Source organism: Neisseria bacilliformis (assembly GCF_014055025.1).
GTDB lineage: Bacteria > Pseudomonadota > Gammaproteobacteria > Burkholderiales > Neisseriaceae > Neisseria > Neisseria bacilliformis.
In genome coordinates this window covers 1,080,676-1,097,524 of sequence record NZ_CP059571.1, presented here as the reverse complement: position 1 = coordinate 1,097,524, position 16,849 = coordinate 1,080,676, and the positions used below count along the sequence as shown (strand labels likewise).

Here is a 16,849-nt window from a genome sequence, read left to right as displayed (position 1 = left end):
TCTGCCGCGTTGCAGGGTGTGCCGCCCCGAGGCGACGCACGCGTTCTTTGCCGACCAAACGAAAACCCGCCCGAAACACGCAATCTGTTTTTTCAGACGGCCTCTTGTCTTGCCTGCCGCATTCGGAGGCCGTCTGAAAGGGCGAGTTCGGTGAGGGCTTGGCGCAGGTCTTCGAGACCCGCGCCGGTTTTGACGGAGATGCTGACGGCGGCGGGGCGGCCGTCGGCTCGGCGCAGGAGGCCGGCGGGGCGGCTGTCTGCGGGCAGGAGGTCGGTTTTGTTGTACACGAGCAGGCGGGGGATGTCGCCCGCGCCGATTTCTTCGAGTACGCGGTTGACGTCGTCGGCCTGGCGTTCGTGATCGGGGCGGGAGGCGTCGATGACGTGCAGGATGAGGTCGGCGAGCGCGGTTTCTTCGAGAGTGGCGGAGAAGGCGGCGACGAGGCTGTGCGGCAGGTCGCGCACGAAGCCGACGGTGTCGGTGAGGATGACTTCGGTTCCGGGAGCGAGGTAGAGGCGGCGGGCGGTGGTGTCGAGGGTGGCGAAAAGCTGGTCTTTGGCGAGGACGTCGGCTTTGGTCAGGCGGTTGAACAGGCTGGATTTTCCGGTATTGGTGTAGCCGGCGAGGGCGAAGGTGGGCAGGCTGCCGCTTTGGCGGGCTTTGCGGCGGGTGGCGCGCTGCCGTTTGACGGCTTCGAGCCGTTTTTTTAGGGCGGTGATTTTTTGTGCGATCAGGCGGCGGTCGGTTTCGAGCTGGGTTTCGCCCGGCCCTTTCAGGCCGATGCCGCCTTTTTGGCTTTGCAGGTGGCCGTAGCCGCGCACGAGGCGGCCGGAAAGGTGGGTCAGCTGCGCCAGTTCGACCTGTAATCGCCCTTCCTGGCTTTGCGCCCTTTGGGCAAAAATGGCCAATATCAGGCCGACGCGGTCGAGCACGCGGCATTGCAGGGCTTTTTCGAGATTGCGCTCCTGGGTGGGGGTGAGTTCGTGATTGAACACGGCCAAGTCGATTTGTTGTTCGCTCACGGCCTGCGCCAATTCTTCGGCCTTGCCGGTGCCGACAAACAGGGCGGGATGGGCGCGGTCGCGTTTGGCGGTTTGGCGGCAGACGAGTTCGCCTCCGGTGGCGCAGACAAGTTCTTCCGCTTCGGCCATTGCAGCGGCAAAGGCGCGTTCGCGGCTTTCGTTCGCGCCGGTGTAGTCGGCATCGAGCATCATGCCGACCAGCATGATGCGTTCGGGTTTGCTTAAGGATTTATCGGGCTGTTTGGACACTGGCTTTCCTCGGATTTCGGGTTTGTCCGCGATGATACGGCAAAGGCTGTCTGAACGGCAGATTTCGTGTAAATTTTAGCAAATGATATTTGATTGATATTTCGATATTAAATAAAAAGGAGTAATATGAATTCGATATTTATCCTTACCAACCAAAGGAGTATGTTATGTCCCAACCCTGCAAAGAACAAGATAAAATCCGTGGCAAATTTATCCGCGCCTACTATTCCAATTCAGCCGGCGGCGGCCTGCACAAGGAGACAACTATACAAAAACAATAATTTCTACAAATAAGGGTTGAAAATGAATAAACTTTATCCCGTCATCACCATAATGTTATTTTTCATGACAGATACTGCATTGGCAAAAGTTGTATTCTATAGCAGAGAGACACCTAACAGTATCTGTGGGGAAACCCGCATCCGCAGTCCTCGAATGACTGACAATTCCGAAGAACATAGAAAAAAATGGGAAGATTATCATAATATGTATGATGAGTTCACCAAAGAAGTGTTGGTATTTATGAGGGACAATAACGGTTTTGCCTACTTGGATAAAACCAATAACCCTAAAGGAGAAATAACAGCTTTACCTGAATACCGGATGGTAGAATTCTCCTCAAAAAACTGTAAAACATTTTTAGAGTCCAATAAGCTCTTAATTTATAGTGCTGTTGCAAAAAATAATTCAGTGAAGAATGCTAGAAAATCAATAGATGTTACAGATTATCTGATAAACTTACTAGTGCAACTTTATGGTTATGGTGAAAGAAATCGGGTAGTTGGCATTATTTCAGAGATATTTTCCAACCAGCCCAAAATAAAGGAAAAACTACATGATGAATTCTAAAAATCAATTATAGTAAAAAAATTGTATAATATTTCAGATAAAGACTTTATGCCTTCACATAATTCGTTACATCAAAAAGAAAGGGGCTGACGATTAGCAGTTATGCTAGGCTACGTCAGCCCCTAAAATCCTGCGGGATTGGTGTGGAATTTAGGGCTAATCTACGTCAACCCCAAATATTAAGAACGCCCCTACTCTATCCCCGCCCATTTGTGCGTCTGCACGCTCAACTGCCAATGCACGGGCGCGTCGGGGCGGCTGTTTAAGATACCGATTTGGCGGATGGTGTCGTAGATGTTCATCGCGCCGTTTTGTTCGCAGGGCGAAAGGTAGTAGCGGCGGGCGCGGATTTTTTGTTCCAGCGCTTCGCAAAACGAGATGACATCGCCGTCGGCCACAATCCGCACTTCGTCGGCGGCGGCAATACAGCTTTTTTCGTATTTGGCGGCGTAGCATGCTTTGGGGCTGGCGGCCACATAGTCGATTTGCGGCGGCGCGGGGTTGAGGCCGTTGGTTTCGATGCAGAGCCGGTAGCCGGCGTTTTTGAGCGCGTCCAGCAGCGTGTTCAAATGCGGCTGGATGGTCGGCTCGCCGCCCGTGATGATGATGTTGCGGGCGGTGTAGTTTTTCAGACGGCCTAAGATTTCGGAAAGCGGCATCATGCTGAATTTCAGATAGTCGGTGTCGCACCACGAGCAGGCCAGATTGCATTTACCCAGCCGCACGAATATGGCAGGCATGCCCGTGTTCCAGCCCTCTCCCTGCAAGCTCTCGAAAATTTCGACGATGCGGTATTGCGGGTCGGCAGGGGCAAGGTCGATGCGCGTCATGCGAACACCACGGCTGCGGCGGCCAGCGCGGCAGGCAGGCCCTGTTTGAGCAGAATGCCTTTGTTGCCGGTGGTAAACGTGCCCCATGCGGCGGCGATTAAAACAAAACCGAGAAACAGCACGGTTGCGCCGTAAACGGCGTTATCGGGCGCGGCAAACTGCGCCCACACCAGCGCGACGGCGAGAAAGCCGTTATACAGCCCCTGATTGGAAAACATGGTCTGCACGCGCTTTTGTTCCAAAAATTCGTAAGGCATACCGAAAGTTTGTGCCACTTTTTCGCTGGGCACTTGCGTCATTTCCAGCCATGCGATGTAAAAATGTTCCGCCGCCACCAAGAGCGTGAGAATCGTGCCTAATAATTTCATTGTTTATGCTCCTTCAAATTCCGCACACGAAGTGGGTGTTTCCCATAATTTGACGCTGCACACGTTCACGCCCGCCGCTTTCAGACGGCCATAGATTTCGGCGGCCATGTTTTCGGCGGTGGTGCGGCAAGGCAGGCGCAGGGTTTTCATCTGCCAGCCTTCCAACAGCGCGGCGATTTGGCACTCGCGCGCGTTGTCGGCATGGTAAAGAAAGGCGTGGTCGAACGGCGCGATGATTTCGCGCTCGGCGATGGTTTTGAGGTCGGCAAAATCCATCACCATGCCGTCTTTCGCCCCGCCGCAAATCAGGTCGTCTGAAACCGTGATTTCAAGGCGGTAGGTGTGGCCGTGCAGGTTTTTGCATTTGCCGTCGTGCCCGTCGAGCAGGTGCGACGAGTCGAATGTGAAGATTTTGGTGATTTTCATGGTTTGGTTTTCTTTTATCAAAATGGTTTCAGCGGCGTCGGGGCGGCTTTCAGACGGCCTGCGTAGCGTAGCGCAGTTGCGAAGCTAAAAGCAGAAAACAGGCTTTCAGGCTGCCTAAAAACAGTCTTCCTTTGTTAAACGTGTTCGGCAATAAACGCCTGCATCAGGTCAGACAAGGCGGTATCGCCCGTATTGACGGCAAATATATCCGACATATGGCTGTGCCCCGTCAGCAGATAATACGGTGCGCCCAGCAGAGCTGCCTGTTGGCGGAACTCGGGCGGGTCAAGTTCGGCGCAGGCAATCAGCAGCGGCATGCCGCACTGTATCAGCCCTGCTTGGGCGGAACGGGCGGCGATTTGGGCGGGGTCGCTGCCAAAGTAGGCGCGGCGGGCGGGGTTGTCGCCAAATGCTACGGTGTCGTAAATGCCTGAAACCAATATTGCGCCGCGCACGCCGTCGTTGCCCAAACGCAGCGTGGGGTGGGCAAGGTATTGGGCGATGTGCGCCGCGCCTGCGGAATGCCCGCATAAGATGATGCGTTGCGGGTCGCCGCCGTGCGCGGCAGCGTGGCTTTGTATCCACAGCAGGGCGGCGGCAATATCCTGTTGGGCTGCGGGCCACGGATATTCGGGGGCAAGCCGATAGTTGATATTGATGCCCAGCAATCCGCTGCCTGCCGCCCAGAGCATGATGTTGTCGTAAAACGGGCTGTCTGCATCGCGCTTGTCGCCACGGATAAAGCCGCCACCGTGCACAAACAGCAATATGGGGCGCGGTGTGTTGCCGGATTGCGCGGGCGCAAAAACATCAAGGCATTGCAGCGGGTGGCTGCCGAAGGCTTGGTTGCGGGTAACGGCTGCGGCGGCGTATGGCTCGCGCGGTTGCAGCGGGGCATAAAGCTGCGCGGTTGCGGGCGGGTTGATGCCTGCGCCGAGTTGGCGTAGCGCGGCGGCAATGGAGGCGGGGATTTGGGTGGGGAGGATAGTGGGCTGCATGATTGGTACTCGGAATAAAAAGGGGAAATGGAGGTGCCTGCGCAGCGCAGTTGCGAAGCTAAAAATAAGAAATGCCGTCATTCCCGCGCAGGCGGGAATCTTATTTGATATTAAAAAGTGATTGCAAAAACAAACTACTGCTTAAAATTAAGCAAGATTCCCGCCCGCGCGGGAATGACGGAGAACTGACTATTTCCGGTTTGATTTCAGGTTTTGCAAAGGTTTCAGGCTGCCTTACCAAACGTCATCGCATAAAACCGCCCGTCCCACAGAATATGCACTTGCCGCTCTATTGCGCCATCGGGCAGCGCGTTTTCAATTTCGGACAAATCAAAATGCCGGTCTTGATACGCATCGCGGGTGAACACGCTTTTTTGGTATTGCTGCTCAATCAAATCCTGTGTTTCATCGGCAATCATCAGCCGTGTGCTAGGCTTGGCAAGGGCGCGGCGTTTGTCGGAAAAGAAATTGATGCCGCCCACATGGAATACGATGTCGAAACTGTTGTCGGCAAAGGGCAAATCTTCGGCGGCGCAGTGCACCAACGACAAATCAAGCCGCCGCCGCCATGTTTTCTGCGCCCGCCGCAGCATACCGAGCAACAAATCCGCACCGACGATTTTCAGACTGCCCGCGTTTACCGTATCGGGAAAATAACGGAAATCGTTGCCCGTGCCGACCGACACATACAGCACGCTTGCGCCGTCTTGCCAGTCAATCAGCCGCATCATTTCGCGGCGCATTTTGGCGATGCCGTTGCCGTATTTCAGCCGCGCCAGCCATTCGCCGATGTTGTACAGCGGGGCGAGGCGGTCGTAGAGCTTTTGGTATTTGCCGTTGTCGCCTGCCAAATCGGCGGGGTTGAGGTAGCGCAAGATGCCGTTCTCTTCGGCAAGGTAGGCGGGATTCAAATCGGGGCGCAGAAACAGAGCGAGGGCTTGGCGGATGCCGCGTGCATTTGTTTCATTCATTTCTGTCTCCTGTTTCAGACGCTCCCGCCGGACGGCGGCACGCCCGCCGCAATGGTGCGGCCGCATGGCTTTCATCACACTGAAAGCCGCCGTCGGCAGTCCAAATGTTTTCGCCGAAGGGTTTGAGGGTGTTGAGCGGATGGTAGAGGCAGGTGGCGGGCATGGTTTGCTCGGGTTGGCGGCAGGCAAAGGCGCAATGATACAGGAAGCTGCGGCGGCGCAAACGCGTGAGGCCGGCCGTCTGAAAACCCGTTTTACCGGTTTTCAGACGGCCTCTTGCCGGATATACCGCTTAGGCGAGGAAGAACCCGTTATCCGGCATTTTGCCACCCAAGAGTTTGGGGTTGAACTGCATCAGGATTTCGTAAAAATGCAGGATTTCGTTTTTGATTTCCGATGCTTTGGTAACGGTGAGCCTTGCGCCGTCCAAGCCCATCACCAGCGCGGGTTCGGGCGCGGGCAGGTAGTTTTTGCCGATTTTGGCCGCGCTCTGGCGGTTGGCGTTGATCCACGCGAGGGCGTTTTTCAGGTCTTGATGGAAGGTGTCGAACTGCGCTTTGTGTGCGCGGAAATAGGCTTCGTCGGCGATGATGCCCGCCATCGGAATCAGCGGCTTGGTATTGAACGCCTGCCCCCAAGCCTTCACCAGATCAAAGCCGCGCACGATGTTTGCGCCCATGACTTTGCCGCGCAGAATGCACGCGCTGGCCATCGGCTCGGGCAATACGGCGGCGTGGTAGTCTTTGCCCAAAAACAGCCCCACGGCTTCGGCGGGCGTGGCGGCATAAGTGAGCGACACTTTGCTTGCGTCGATTTTGAGTTTTTTCAACAGCGACTGCAAAACGATGTCTGGCATGTCGTTTTTAAACGGCAAAATCACTTTTTTGCCCGCCAAATCCTGCGGCGCGGCGATGGTTTGTTTGCACACCAGCTGCGTGATGCCGTTGGTGAGGATGTTCACCATGCCCACTTTGCGGCCTTGGTTGCGCAGGTTCGCGCCGACATTGCTCGGGCTCATCATCACTTTAAACTGCCCGCTCGCCACGCCCGCGCGAAGCTGGTCGGGCGAACGCCAGATTTTCAGCGACACATCGGCCTGTTTGGCCAACTGCCCCTGCTGCGCCGCCACGGCGATGGTTACGCTGGGCATGGCGGGCGCGCCGTAAACAGTGAACGCCTCTTTGCCCGCCGCCCGCAGCACGGGGGCGGCACCGGCGGCGGCCAGCGCGGCGGTGATTTTTAAAAATTCTCGTCGTTTCAAATCCATATCAGGCTCCTTGTTTGCGTTGAGGCCGTCTGAAAAACGGGAAACAGGCTGGAAACGGGTTTTCGCTATGCCGAAGCCGCGCTTTCAGACGGCCTGTTTGTTTGAGATAAAGTTTGCCGTTTCATTCTGCACCCGGGGGCTTATCCGTGTAAAGACAGAAAGGCCGTCTGAAAAAAACGGGGCGGAACATCCCGCCCCGTTTTTCAGACGGCCTCAAACACCGGCCGTGCGGCAGACTGCCGTCAGTGCGCGTGTCCGCAGCCGCAGGCTTTCATGTCAATCACCATGCGACCCTGGATTTTGCCGTCGCGCATTTCTTGGAAAATGGCGTTGGCTTCGTCCAGCTTGCGCAGCTGCACTTTGGGCACAACCAGTCCTTCCGCGCCGAATTGGAAGGCTTCGACCAAGTCTTCGCGCGTGCCCACCAGCGAGCCGACCACTTCGATGCCGTCGAGCACCAGGCGCGGGATGGACAAATCCATCATTTCGGGCGGCAGGCCGACGGCCACGAGGCGGCCGCAGGCGCGCAGGCAGTCCACGGCGGAATTGAACGCGGCGCGGGACACGGCGGTTACCACCGCGGCATGTGCGCCGCCGGTTTTTTCCTGAATGGCTTTGGCCGCGTCTTCTTTGAGCGGATTCACGGTGAAATCCGCGCCCACTTCCTTGGCCAGCGCGAGTTTGTCGTCGTTGATGTCCACCGCGACCACGTGCGCGCCGAACACTTTTTTCGCATACTGCACGGCCAAGTTGCCCAAGCCGCCCGCGCCGTAAATGGCAATCCACTGCCCCGGGCGCACGCCGGAAACCTTGATGGCTTTATAAGTGGTAACGCCCGCGCAGGTGATGCTGCTGGCTTGGGCGGGGTCGAGGCCGTCGGGCACTTTCACCGCATAGTCGGCGTCCACGATGCAGTGCGTCGCCATACCGCCGTCGGCGGTGTAGCCCGCGTTGAGCACGCTGCGGCAGAAGGTTTCGCGGCCGCTCACGCAGTATTCGCACGAACCGCAGCTGGCAAACAGCCAGGCAATGCTCACACGATCGCCCGGTTTCAGGTTTTTCACGTCGGGCGCAACTTCCTTCACAATGCCGATGCCCTCATGGCCGAGCACGCGGCCGGGCTTTTTGCCGTAATCACCGGCGGCCACGTGCAAATCGGTGTGGCACACGCCGCAGTATTCCACTTCCACCAAGGCTTCGCCGCTCTGAATCGGGCGGATGTCACGTTCGACGATTTCAACATTGCCGTCGCTTGCGGCGGTTACCACTGCTGCTTTCATTTTCATGACGATACTCCTGTTGTCGTTGGTTGCTCACGCGGCAGAGTATGTTAACGAAGCGGCGCAGCGTCAAGCCATTGGCAACGGCTAAATGTTTGAAATAATTAAATTTGTTATACTATATCAAACCAAACAAATCCAAACCTTCTATAAAAACGGCAGGAAAAAACCGCTTTATGAAAAATTTAACATATTTTCCGATTTTACATGAATAATTATCATATGTAAAAATGTTTTACATGATAATCGTCAAACAAACCCTTGCTTTTGTGCGGCGAAAAGTCATATTCTGCGGGCAGGCAGTCCGGCGGCAACGGCGGCAACTGCTGTATTTTGTTAAAACGTTAAACGATTTTTGGAGATAGAAAAATGGCAAAAGATTTGAATGTATTTGACAAAGAATACGGCTTGCTGATTAACGGCGAGTGGACAAAACCCGGCGCGCTGCTCGATTCCTACAACCCCGCCGACGGCAGCCTCTTGGCGAAATTCACCGACGCATCCGACGCGGATGTGGATGCCGCCGTGTCCGCCGCGCAGCAGGCGTTCAAAACCTGGCGCAAAACCACCGCCGCCGAACGCGCCGTGATTCTGAACAAAATCGCCGACGTGATTGACGAAAACACCGAACTCTTCGCCTTGCAGGAAACGCTCGACAACGGCAAACCCATCCGCGAAACCCGCGCCGCCGACATCCCGCTGGCCGCCGACCATTTCCGCTACTTTGCCGGCGTGATTCGCGGCGAAGAAGGCACCTGCAACCAAATCGACCAGGAAGATTTGTCCATCGTATTGCGCGAACCCATCGGCGTGGTCGGCCAAATCATCCCGTGGAACTTCCCTTTCCTGATGGCCGCCTGGAAAATCGCCCCCGCACTCGCCGCAGGCTGCACCATCGTCATCCACCCCTCTTCCAGCACCTCGCTGAGCCTGTTGTCGTTCGCCCAAAAAATCAATCACCTGCTGCCCAAAGGCGTGCTGAACGTCATCACCGGACGCGGCAGCAAATCGGGCGAATACATGCTGCACCACAAAGGCTTCAACAAACTGGCCTTTACCGGCTCTACCGAAATCGGCCGCCGCATTGGCATCGCCGCCGCCGAGATGCTGATTCCCGCCACGCTGGAGTTGGGCGGCAAGTCGGCCAATATCTTCTTCGACGACATGCCCTTTGACAAAGCCCTTGAAGGCGCGCAAAAAGGCATTCTGTTCAACCAAGGCCAAGTCTGCTGCGCCGGCTCGCGCATCTTCGTGCAGGAAGGCATTTACGATCGTTTCGTTGCCGCGCTGGCCGAAGAGTTCAAAAAGGTCAAAGTCGGCCTGCCGTGGGAAGACGACACCCAAATGGGCGCCCAAGTGAGCGCCGGCCAGCTCGACACTATTTTGAAATACGTCAAAATCGGCGAGCAGGAAGGCTGCCGCATCATCACCGGCGGCAAAAAGGTTGAAGGCGAATTGGGCAAAGGCGAGTTCCTCGAACCCACCCTGATTGAAGCGCCCGACAACAGAGGCCGCGTGGCGCAGGAAGAAATCTTCGGCCCGGTGGCCACCGTAATCAAATTCAAAACCGAAGAAGAAGTCATCGCCATGGCCAACGACAGCGACTACGGCCTGGGCGGCGCGGTGTGGAGCCGCGACATCAACCGCTGCCTGCGCGTTTCCCGCGCGCTGGAAACCGGCCGCGTGTGGATCAACTGCTACAACCGCCTGCCCGCCGGCGCGCCGTTTGGCGGCTACAAAACCTCCGGCATCGGCCGCGAAACCCACAAAATGATGCTCGCCGCCTACACACAGGTGAAAAACATCTACATCAGCACCCGCGAAGAGCGCGAAGGCCTGTATTGATATGATGTGATGCCCGCTTGAAGCGAAAGGCCGTCTGAAAAACATTTTTCAGACGGCCTCTTTGCCAGTTTGACCCTAACTATCCGACGCTTCGTCCTTCTTCACCGCAGGCTGCGGCCCCAACCCGAAGCGTTTTTCATATTCCGACACCTCCTTATGGTCCCGCTCTTCCATACCGAACGCACTGGCGTTCACCCACACCACCAACACAGCCACCACAATCGAACACGCGGAAATAATTGCCCAAAACATACTTTTTCCTCTTGAATATTTGTATTTGAAACGGCGGCGCATTCTACGCCCATCAGCCCCTGCCGCCAAATCCGCTATAATCCGCATATTTTTCAACCCATTGCCAAGAACACACCATGAACAGCGAAAAAGCCCTCGTCATCTTCTCCGGCGGACAAGACTCCACCACCTGCCTCATCCAAGCCATCCAAACCTACGGCCGCGAAAACGTCCAAACAATCAGCTTCCAATACGGCCAACGCCACGCCGTCGAACTCGAACGCGCCCGCAGCATCGCCCAAGACTGGGGCGTCAAACAAACCATCCTCGACCTCTCCCTCATCAAACACATCACCCAAAACGCCCTCACCGACAACACCGCCGCCATTCAGACCGCCGCAAACGGCCTCCCCAACACCTTTGTCGACGGCCGCAACGCCCTGTTCCTGCTTTACGCCGCCATCTGCGCCAAAGGACAAAACATCCGCCACATCATCACCGGCGTATGCGAAACCGACTTCTCCGGCTACCCCGACTGCCGCGACGTATTCGTCAAATCCATGAACGTAACCCTCAACCTCGCAATGGACTACCCCTTCCAAATCCACACCCCCCTGATGTACCTCACCAAAGCGCAAACCTGGGAGCTGGCCGACAAACTCGGCTGCCTCGACTACATCCGCGACCACACCCACACCTGCTACAACGGCGTCATCGGCGGCTGCCACCAATGCCCCGCCTGCCAACTGCGCGAACGCGGCCTGGCCCAATACCTCCAAAACAAAGCCGCCGCCCCCGCCTTTTATGACTGCGAAAAAAACCTCACCGAACACGACCTCGCCCAAGCCGAACACACCCTTGCCGCCACCCTGCCCGACAGCTTCAAAGCCCACTACCTCAAATACAACGGCGGCACCCCCGCCCGCACCCTCTTTGATGCCGGCGGCAGCGGCTGCGACAACATCGAAATCAGCGACTTCATCCCCATCCGCTACGCCCAAGCCTTCGCCGACGACCCCGACTTCACCCTCGAAGGCCGCGCCGCCGCCGAATGGGCGCGGAACGAAATCCCCCCCGCCCTCATCCCCTTCGCCCTCGACTGGGGCGGCAACTACATCTGCCTCGAAAAAGACAGCGGCAAAATCACCTACTACGTCCGCGACGTATGGAGCGACAAACTCTCCCGCGAAGCCAACTTCAAAAGCAACACCCGCCCCCTCGCCGACACCTTCCCCGCCTTCCTCGCCCGCCTGCGCGACAACCCCGACGACGTGGATTCGGACGACGAATAAAACCGGCAAACGGCAGAGGCCGTCTGAAAATCCGTTTTTCAGACGGCCTGTCTGTATCCCGCCCTGTCTAAATCCGCCGTAAGGTGTGTCGCCCCGAGGCGACGCACGCGGTTTCTACTGCATAAACGGTTTCCGATACGGGGAAACGAAAGGCCGTCCCAGCCTACACGGGGATGACGTTTCTGAAAGTGTGGCTTCGGCGCGACCAAAATCACACAATGTGACTTTCAGACGGCCTTTCGTGTTTGGCGGCAAAGGCCGCGTGCGTGGCTTGTGCCTACGTGCTACGGCGGGTTTGGCGCGGGTGAAAACGGAGGAGGCCGTCTGAAAAAGCAAAATCTGCTTTTTCAGACGGCCTTTTATTAGGGCGTGTTGACAATCAACATTTTGGCAGCTTTTACGCCCTAAAACGGCATCTGCCGCGTTGCAAATACCCGCAATGGGCGGCATAGGCTCGTATTTTCGCCTTGCATCTGCCGTTTTATGACGCAAAATCCGCTTCAAAAGTTGAATGTCAACACACCCTAACAGACTCAAACGGTATCCGTGCGCTGTTTATGCTGTTTGTTCTATGGGCGGTACAAAGCGGTCGAAGGCGGGGTGGCACAGGATCAGGCCGTCTGAAACGGTATCGCGCTCGGGGGCGGAGAGGTTGGCGAGGGCGAGGGGGCGGTTGTTTTCGTCGGCGATGAGCGGCCAGCAGGGGCGGATGAAGGGGGGGATGCGGTGCTCGTGCAGGATTTGTTTGGGCGGTTTGCGGCCGACGGGGGTGGCGAGCAGGTCGCCCTTTGCTGCCGGGCGGATGCGCAGGGGGCGGGCGAGGGTTGCGGGCGGCAGGCCGTGAGGGGCGGGGCGCAGCTGCCAGCCGGCGGCCTGCCAGTCTTTCAGGCTGCCTGTTTGGTCGGCGGGGGTGTATTGCCGCTGCCAGTCGTTTGGTAAACAGTACAGGCGGTTTTGGCTGGCGATGAGGGTGCGCGCGCCCAGCGGCCATTGCGCTTCGCTTGTGCCGATTTGGTCTAATACACGGCAGAAGTCGGTGAGGAAGGCTTGGTTTTTCAGGCTGCCGCCCAGTTCTAGCAGCAGGCGGCGGGCGGTTTGGCGGCGGCGGGCGGGGGTGAGCTGCCGCCAATCAACCGTATTGAAGCCGTGCGCGTCGTGTACGGTTTGCCAGTCTGCATCAACGGTTTCTTGTAATACGGCCAGTTCGTCTTGCAGGAGTGCGACGGCGGCGCGGATGTGGGCGTCGAGCTGCGGCTGTATGCGGCGCAGGCGGGGCAGGCCGTCGTGGCGCAAGCGGTTGCGCAGGTAGGCGGGATCGGCGTTGGCGGGGTCGGTGATGTAGTCGAGACGGTGTTCGGCGGCGTAGGCGGCCAGTTCGGCGCGGGTGTGGGGCAGCAGCGGCCGCCAGATGTGCACGGCGGGGTTTTCGGCCAGCGGGCGCAGCTCGGGCATGGCGGCGAGGGCGCGCAGGCCGCCGCCGCGCAGGGCGGCGAGGAAGAAGGTTTCGGTTTGGTCGTCGGCGTGGTGGGCGGCGGCGAGGATATCGGCACTGCTGCGGGCGAAGGCTTGGTAGCGGGCTTGGCGGGCGGCGGCTTCGATGCCTTGTCCTGCGGGGCGGACGGTAACTTTTTCGACGCGCAGGGGGATGCCGAGGTGCTCGCAGTAGTCGCGGCAGAAGTCGAGCCAGCAGTCGGCTTGGGCGTGCAGGCCGTGGTGGACGTGGACGGCGGACAATTCGGCGTTCAGGCTGTCTTGGAGCTGGGCGAGGGTGTGCAGCAGGACGACGGAATCAAGCCCGCCGCTGAGGGCGGCTTCGATGCGGCGGGCGCGGCGGACGGGATCGGGCAGGGCGCGGAGGACGGCGGCGGGGACGGGGTGCATGGCGGCGGTTTTTGGTGGAAGTGGTTCGGGAGGCCGTCTGAAAAACAGAAACGGGTTTTCAGACGGCCTTTCTGTATGTTGCAGGTCGGATGCCCGAATCCGACGTTTTCTGCAAGGGAAAACCTGTTTTCAGGCTGCCTGCGTTTGTTGTTCGGCAAACGCTTGCCGGATACGGGTATCCGACCTGCGGGCTATGCTGCTCAAAGGCCGTCTGAAAATACAAATTGCGGATTTTCAGGCGGGTGGCTTGGGTTGCAAACCCGATATCGGCGGCGCGGATGTTGGGTCTCGACCCAACCTGCCTTGCTTTGAGGCCGTCTGAAAAGCGGGGATGCGCTATCGGGCATGGATAAAAAATGCCTGCCCGTCCGAGTGCCTGATTTGGATGGCAAAGTTTCCCTTGCCGCCCCTTTGTTTGGGGTCTTGGTTTTTCAGGGTGAAGGAGACGCAGTGGTACAGCGCATTGTCTGCGTCCCGGCACGGGCGGATGGCAATATCGTATTGCGCCAGATCGTAAGACTGCCGCACGGCGGCGTGCATGGCCTGATACAGGGCTTGTGTGTGTTCGTGGCGGACGGCGGTTGCTTCGTCGTATTGCACGATGTTCGGGTAGGGCTGGTTTGCGGCCACGGCTGATCCTGTTATCAGGGAAAATACAATGGAAATAATCTGTTGCTTGGTCAAGCGGTTGTCCTTTCGGGGCGGACTGAACGGTTTTGGCTGCGCCGAAGCTGCGTTTTCAGAAACGTCATCCCCGCGTTTATGCCCCGAAGGGGTATAGGCGGGGACGGCCTTTTTTGTTTGCCGCACGCTGTTACGGTTTGGCGGGCGGGGTGGGTTTTAACTTCGTTGAAGCTGCGCTTTCAGACGGCCTTTCTTGTGTTTTGGCGGTTTTGGGGGCGTTGAGCCACTGCCATTGTTCGCGCAGGGCGCGGGCAAGTGCCTGTTGTTTTTCTTCGGCGGTGTCGAGCCCTTCGGTGAGGCTTTTGTAGTCGATGGTTACGGAGGGGTTGTCGGGTTTGCCGCGTATGTTGAGGGGGACGGGGCTGCCGTCGCCGCCGGCGGGGTAGAGTTTGAGCTGTTCGTTGAGGGTCATGGTGTTGAAGTCGGTGTTGCCGGTGAGTTCGACGCGCAGGTTTTCGGAGCGCAGTTCGGCTTTTTCGTGGCGGCCGATGCCTTTGCGGATGACGCTGCTGATGGTGAATTGTTCAAAGGGGGTTACGGATTGGGCGTCGGTTTTGACGGGGCGGTTGCCGAGGAGGTTTTGCAGGGCCTGGTTGAGGTTGATGCCCAGCCATGTGCCTTTGGCGAGGTTGAGTTCGAGGGTGCCGGCGAGGGTGCGGGTGAGTGCGGCGCGGTCGCCGCCTTGGGCGGTGATGTCGATTTCGGCGTCGCCGCTGCCGCTGATGCTGCCGTAGCGCAAGAGGTCTTGCATGAGGGGGCGGATGCTGATGTTGCGGGCGTATTGTTGCAGGTGGTAGGTGGGGGGGCTGGTGTTGGCCATGCTGATGCCGCCTTCGGTGCTGCCGTTGTAGAGTTCGGCGCGGAAGTCGGGCAGGACGATGCGGTTTTTGTCGGCCAGAAGGCGGGTGGATAGGCGGTTGATTTCAAGCTGGGCGGTTTGCAGGGTGTTGACGGAAATATCGGCTTCGATTTCGGGCGCACCGCTTTTTTGCAGCCAGGCGGGATAGGCAGCCGCGCCTTCGGGCAGGTTTTCGAGGTAGGGGGTGAGGATGAGTTTGTCCAGTTGCAGTTTGGCGGTGAGGCGGGCGGGATGCGCGCCGCCTTCGGCGGGGGTGTAGCCGGCTGTAATAGAGACGGCTTCGCGGTCGAGTTGGCCTTTCATGCTGCCCTGCCACGCGCCTTTGCTGTATGTCCACACGCCTTCGAGTTCGGAGATAAGGCGGGGGCGGGGGTTGCCGGCGGCGTTTTCCATGCGGGTGGTGAGTTTGGCGGCGGGCATTTCCCAGCCGCCTTTGCGCCAGGCCAGCGGGGTGTCGAGGGTGAAGGCGGTGTGGGTGGCATCGGTTTTGCGGCTGCCTTTGAGGCCGATTTGTTCGGCCGAAGCGCGATCCGGCCATACGCCGATGTTTTTCGCGTCCAGCGTGCCGTCCCATGCTGCGCCGCCATATTTGGCGGTGAGCACGGCATTGGCGGCGGCGGCGGTGAGGCTGTCGCCGTCGGCTTCGAGCGCGGGCGATTCGGCGTTCAGATGCATCTCGTAATCGGGGATGTCGAGTTTGAGGGCGGCTTTGGAAAAGCGGGCTTTGCCGCTGTCGCGCCGCCATGCGGCATCGGCGGCGAAGCGGAAGGAAAAGGCCGCGCCGCGCCATTTGCTGCCGCCTTCGATTGCCAGCTCTGGCATGCGCCAGCCTTGGGCGTTGCGGTTGAGCGTGCCTTGCAGTTTCCATTCGGCGTCGTTTTCCCACAGCGGGGTTTTCAGACGGCCTGCGGCTTTGATTTGGGTTTGCGCGTCGTCGGCGTTGTTGACGTTCAGGCTGACGTTTTCCAGTGTGTGCCGCCGCTCGGGCGTGTCCAGCAGCAGGCGGCCGTCTTCGACGATAATCCTGTCCACCGCGAACCGGCTTTCTTTGGCCAGCAGGTCGGCCACGTTCCATTTGCCCGCCGCGTCGCGCGAGAGGGAAAGCTCGGGGCGCAGCAGCACCCATTTTTCAATGCGCGGCTCGCCCCAGAGGCTGCCCCAGCCGATGCCCAGCCGCATTTCCTCCGCGCGGATTTCCGCCGCCTCGCCGTGGGCGCGGGTGATTTCGACCTGTTTGAGCGTTACCGTCGGACGCGGGAAAACGGTGGTGCGGCCTTCGTCGACAAAGCGCACCTTGCGCCCCGTGCCCGCCACCGCCGCATCGGCCGCCTGCCGCAGCTTTTCCGGCGAGAACAGCCACGCGAGCAGGAGGTGTTGCGCGGCAAAGCCCGCCGCGAAAAGCAGCACGGCGGCGGTAAGCGATTTGAGCCAGAATTTACCCGATTGCAGACGTTTCATGTTTCAAAAAAGGCGGTGCGAAAACAGCCGCGCAGTATAGCAGATTGCGGCAGGCACTCAGGCGCGGGAGGCCGCCTACGCCTACGCGGGTAGGCCGTCTGAAAGCGCGGCTTAGGCTCGGCCAACCCCGTTTTCGGCCGCCGACGCTTTTTCAGAAACGTCATCCCCGCGCAGGCAGAGACGGCCTGTACGCCATATTGCTTTTGTTTATCAGCACCCTTTTCACAGGGTAAACCCGCGCCCGCGCGTATTCCTATTTGGCCGGATTTGGTTTATAGTTCGCCGACTACTTCGGACTACATCCGCAGCAGCCAAAAGAAAAACACATAAAGGAACGAC

At 58.3% G+C, this 16,849-nt stretch carries 15 protein-coding genes and 2 pseudogenes; 4 read left to right on the top strand and 13 right to left on the bottom strand.

Going from position 1 to position 16,849, the window contains the following annotated elements:
- Positions 1 to 92: 92 nt before the first annotated feature.
- Positions 93 to 1,226 (bottom strand): GTPase HflX, encoded by a 1,134-nt coding sequence (hflX, locus tag H3L91_RS05515; RefSeq protein ID WP_050783155.1) that lies wholly within the window; start codon positions 1,224 to 1,226, stop codon positions 93 to 95.
- A 348-nt stretch (positions 1,227 to 1,574) separates the two neighbouring features.
- Here hflX and H3L91_RS05510 point away from each other — a divergent pair, with 348 nt between their 5' ends.
- Entirely contained in the window at positions 1,575 to 2,120 is a 546-nt protein-coding gene (locus H3L91_RS05510) for a hypothetical protein (RefSeq protein ID WP_239669487.1), read from the top strand.
- 191 nt (positions 2,121 to 2,311) lie between these two features.
- Here H3L91_RS05510 and H3L91_RS05505 read toward each other — a convergent pair whose 3' ends face one another.
- The 8 genes from H3L91_RS05505 to adhP form a co-directional block, all read right to left on the bottom strand.
- Complete coding sequence (locus H3L91_RS05505; protein ID WP_007342606.1) at positions 2,312 to 2,950, bottom strand: 7-carboxy-7-deazaguanine synthase QueE; 639 nt, start codon at positions 2,948 to 2,950, stop codon at positions 2,312 to 2,314.
- The gene (locus H3L91_RS05500; protein WP_007342605.1) at positions 2,947 to 3,318 is read right to left on the bottom strand and encodes a DUF1304 domain-containing protein; all 372 of its coding nucleotides are present in this window, start codon (positions 3,316 to 3,318) and stop codon (positions 2,947 to 2,949) included. The genes H3L91_RS05505 and H3L91_RS05500 overlap by 4 nt, the downstream gene beginning before the upstream one ends.
- 3 nt (positions 3,319 to 3,321) lie before the next feature.
- Complete coding sequence (gene queD / locus H3L91_RS05495) at positions 3,322 to 3,744, bottom strand: 6-carboxytetrahydropterin synthase QueD (RefSeq protein ID WP_007342604.1); 423 nt, start codon at positions 3,742 to 3,744, stop codon at positions 3,322 to 3,324.
- A gap of 134 nt (positions 3,745 to 3,878) precedes the next feature.
- Positions 3,879 to 4,742 (bottom strand): alpha/beta hydrolase, encoded by an 864-nt coding sequence (locus tag H3L91_RS05490; protein WP_040658857.1) that lies wholly within the window; start codon positions 4,740 to 4,742, stop codon positions 3,879 to 3,881.
- A gap of 224 nt (positions 4,743 to 4,966) precedes the next feature.
- Positions 4,967 to 5,713, bottom strand: a complete 747-nt coding sequence (locus H3L91_RS05485) for a class I SAM-dependent methyltransferase (protein WP_040658856.1) — start codon at positions 5,711 to 5,713, stop codon at positions 4,967 to 4,969.
- The gene (locus H3L91_RS05480) at positions 5,706 to 5,876 is read right to left on the bottom strand and encodes a hypothetical protein (RefSeq protein WP_154647195.1); all 171 of its coding nucleotides are present in this window, start codon (positions 5,874 to 5,876) and stop codon (positions 5,706 to 5,708) included. Before H3L91_RS05480 ends, H3L91_RS05485 begins: the two co-directional genes overlap by 8 nt.
- A gap of 129 nt (positions 5,877 to 6,005) precedes the next feature.
- Positions 6,006 to 6,980 carry an ABC transporter substrate-binding protein gene (locus H3L91_RS05475; RefSeq protein WP_007342601.1) on the bottom strand — a complete coding sequence of 325 codons (975 nt, stop codon included), beginning with the start codon at positions 6,978 to 6,980 and terminating at the stop codon, positions 6,006 to 6,008.
- Positions 6,981 to 7,222: 242 nt separating this feature from the next.
- Positions 7,223 to 8,266: an alcohol dehydrogenase AdhP gene (gene adhP, locus H3L91_RS05470; protein WP_007342600.1), complete on the bottom strand. Its 1,044-nt coding sequence runs from the start codon at positions 8,264 to 8,266 to the stop codon at positions 7,223 to 7,225.
- Positions 8,267 to 8,629: 363 nt separating this feature from the next.
- Between adhP and H3L91_RS05465 the strand changes: the two genes are divergently transcribed.
- On the top strand, positions 8,630 to 10,105 hold the full coding sequence (locus H3L91_RS05465; protein ID WP_007342597.1) for an aldehyde dehydrogenase family protein: 1,476 nt from the start codon (positions 8,630 to 8,632) through the stop codon (positions 10,103 to 10,105).
- Positions 10,106 to 10,180: 75 nt separating this feature from the next.
- On the opposite strand, the gene H3L91_RS05460 is transcribed toward H3L91_RS05465, so the two are convergent.
- Positions 10,181 to 10,357 carry a hypothetical protein gene (locus H3L91_RS05460; RefSeq protein ID WP_007342596.1) on the bottom strand — a complete coding sequence of 59 codons (177 nt, stop codon included), beginning with the start codon at positions 10,355 to 10,357 and terminating at the stop codon, positions 10,181 to 10,183.
- A gap of 116 nt (positions 10,358 to 10,473) precedes the next feature.
- On the opposite strand from H3L91_RS05460, the pseudogene queC reads away from it, so the two are divergent.
- Together queC and H3L91_RS12185 are read left to right on the top strand one after the other, a co-directional pair.
- A pseudogene (queC, locus tag H3L91_RS12190) lies at positions 10,474 to 11,127 on the top strand (7-cyano-7-deazaguanine synthase QueC); the annotation flags it as partial.
- Between the two features lie 42 nt (positions 11,128 to 11,169).
- Positions 11,170 to 11,628: pseudogene (locus H3L91_RS12185) on the top strand (SMI1/KNR4 family protein); the annotation flags it as partial.
- Between the two features lie 555 nt (positions 11,629 to 12,183).
- On the opposite strand, the gene tilS reads toward H3L91_RS12185, so the two are convergent.
- The 3 genes from tilS to H3L91_RS05440 all read right to left on the bottom strand — a co-directional run bounded on the left by tilS (position 12,184) and on the right by H3L91_RS05440 (position 16,510).
- Positions 12,184 to 13,509, bottom strand: coding sequence for a tRNA lysidine(34) synthetase TilS (gene tilS, locus H3L91_RS05450; protein WP_007342594.1), 1,326 nt, complete (start codon positions 13,507 to 13,509; stop codon positions 12,184 to 12,186).
- Positions 13,510 to 13,845: 336 nt separating this feature from the next.
- Complete coding sequence (locus H3L91_RS05445; protein WP_007342592.1) at positions 13,846 to 14,193, bottom strand: hypothetical protein; 348 nt, start codon at positions 14,191 to 14,193, stop codon at positions 13,846 to 13,848.
- 130 nt (positions 14,194 to 14,323) lie between these two features.
- Entirely contained in the window at positions 14,324 to 16,510 is a 2,187-nt protein-coding gene (locus tag H3L91_RS05440; protein ID WP_007342591.1) for an AsmA family protein, read from the bottom strand.
- Between the last annotated feature and the right edge of the window lie 339 nt (positions 16,511 to 16,849).

Bases quoted from the DNA above. Each gene is read 5' to 3' on its own strand.
- H3L91_RS05490 (WP_040658857.1), bottom strand. From the start codon at position 4,742: ATGCAGCCCACTATCCTCCCCACCCAAATCCCCGCCTCCATTGCCGCC.
- H3L91_RS05510 (WP_239669487.1), top strand. From the start codon at position 1,575: ATGAATAAACTTTATCCCGTCATCACCATAATGTTATTTTTCATGACA.
- adhP (WP_007342600.1), bottom strand. From the start codon at position 8,266: ATGAAAATGAAAGCAGCAGTGGTAACCGCCGCAAGCGACGGCAATGTT.
- H3L91_RS05500 (WP_007342605.1), bottom strand. From the start codon at position 3,318: ATGAAATTATTAGGCACGATTCTCACGCTCTTGGTGGCGGCGGAACAT.
- H3L91_RS05440 (WP_007342591.1), bottom strand. From the start codon at position 16,510: ATGAAACGTCTGCAATCGGGTAAATTCTGGCTCAAATCGCTTACCGCC.
- tilS (WP_007342594.1), bottom strand. From the start codon at position 13,509: ATGCACCCCGTCCCCGCCGCCGTCCTCCGCGCCCTGCCCGATCCCGTC.
- H3L91_RS05460 (WP_007342596.1), bottom strand. From the start codon at position 10,357: ATGTTTTGGGCAATTATTTCCGCGTGTTCGATTGTGGTGGCTGTGTTG.
- H3L91_RS05480 (WP_154647195.1), bottom strand. From the start codon at position 5,876: ATGCCCGCCACCTGCCTCTACCATCCGCTCAACACCCTCAAACCCTTC.
- hflX (WP_050783155.1), bottom strand. From the start codon at position 1,226: ATGCTGGTCGGCATGATGCTCGATGCCGACTACACCGGCGCGAACGAA.
- H3L91_RS05485 (WP_040658856.1), bottom strand. From the start codon at position 5,713: ATGAATGAAACAAATGCACGCGGCATCCGCCAAGCCCTCGCTCTGTTT.
- H3L91_RS05465 (WP_007342597.1), top strand. From the start codon at position 8,630: ATGGCAAAAGATTTGAATGTATTTGACAAAGAATACGGCTTGCTGATT.
- queD (WP_007342604.1), bottom strand. From the start codon at position 3,744: ATGAAAATCACCAAAATCTTCACATTCGACTCGTCGCACCTGCTCGAC.
- H3L91_RS05505 (WP_007342606.1), bottom strand. From the start codon at position 2,950: ATGACGCGCATCGACCTTGCCCCTGCCGACCCGCAATACCGCATCGTC.
- H3L91_RS05475 (WP_007342601.1), bottom strand. From the start codon at position 6,980: ATGGATTTGAAACGACGAGAATTTTTAAAAATCACCGCCGCGCTGGCC.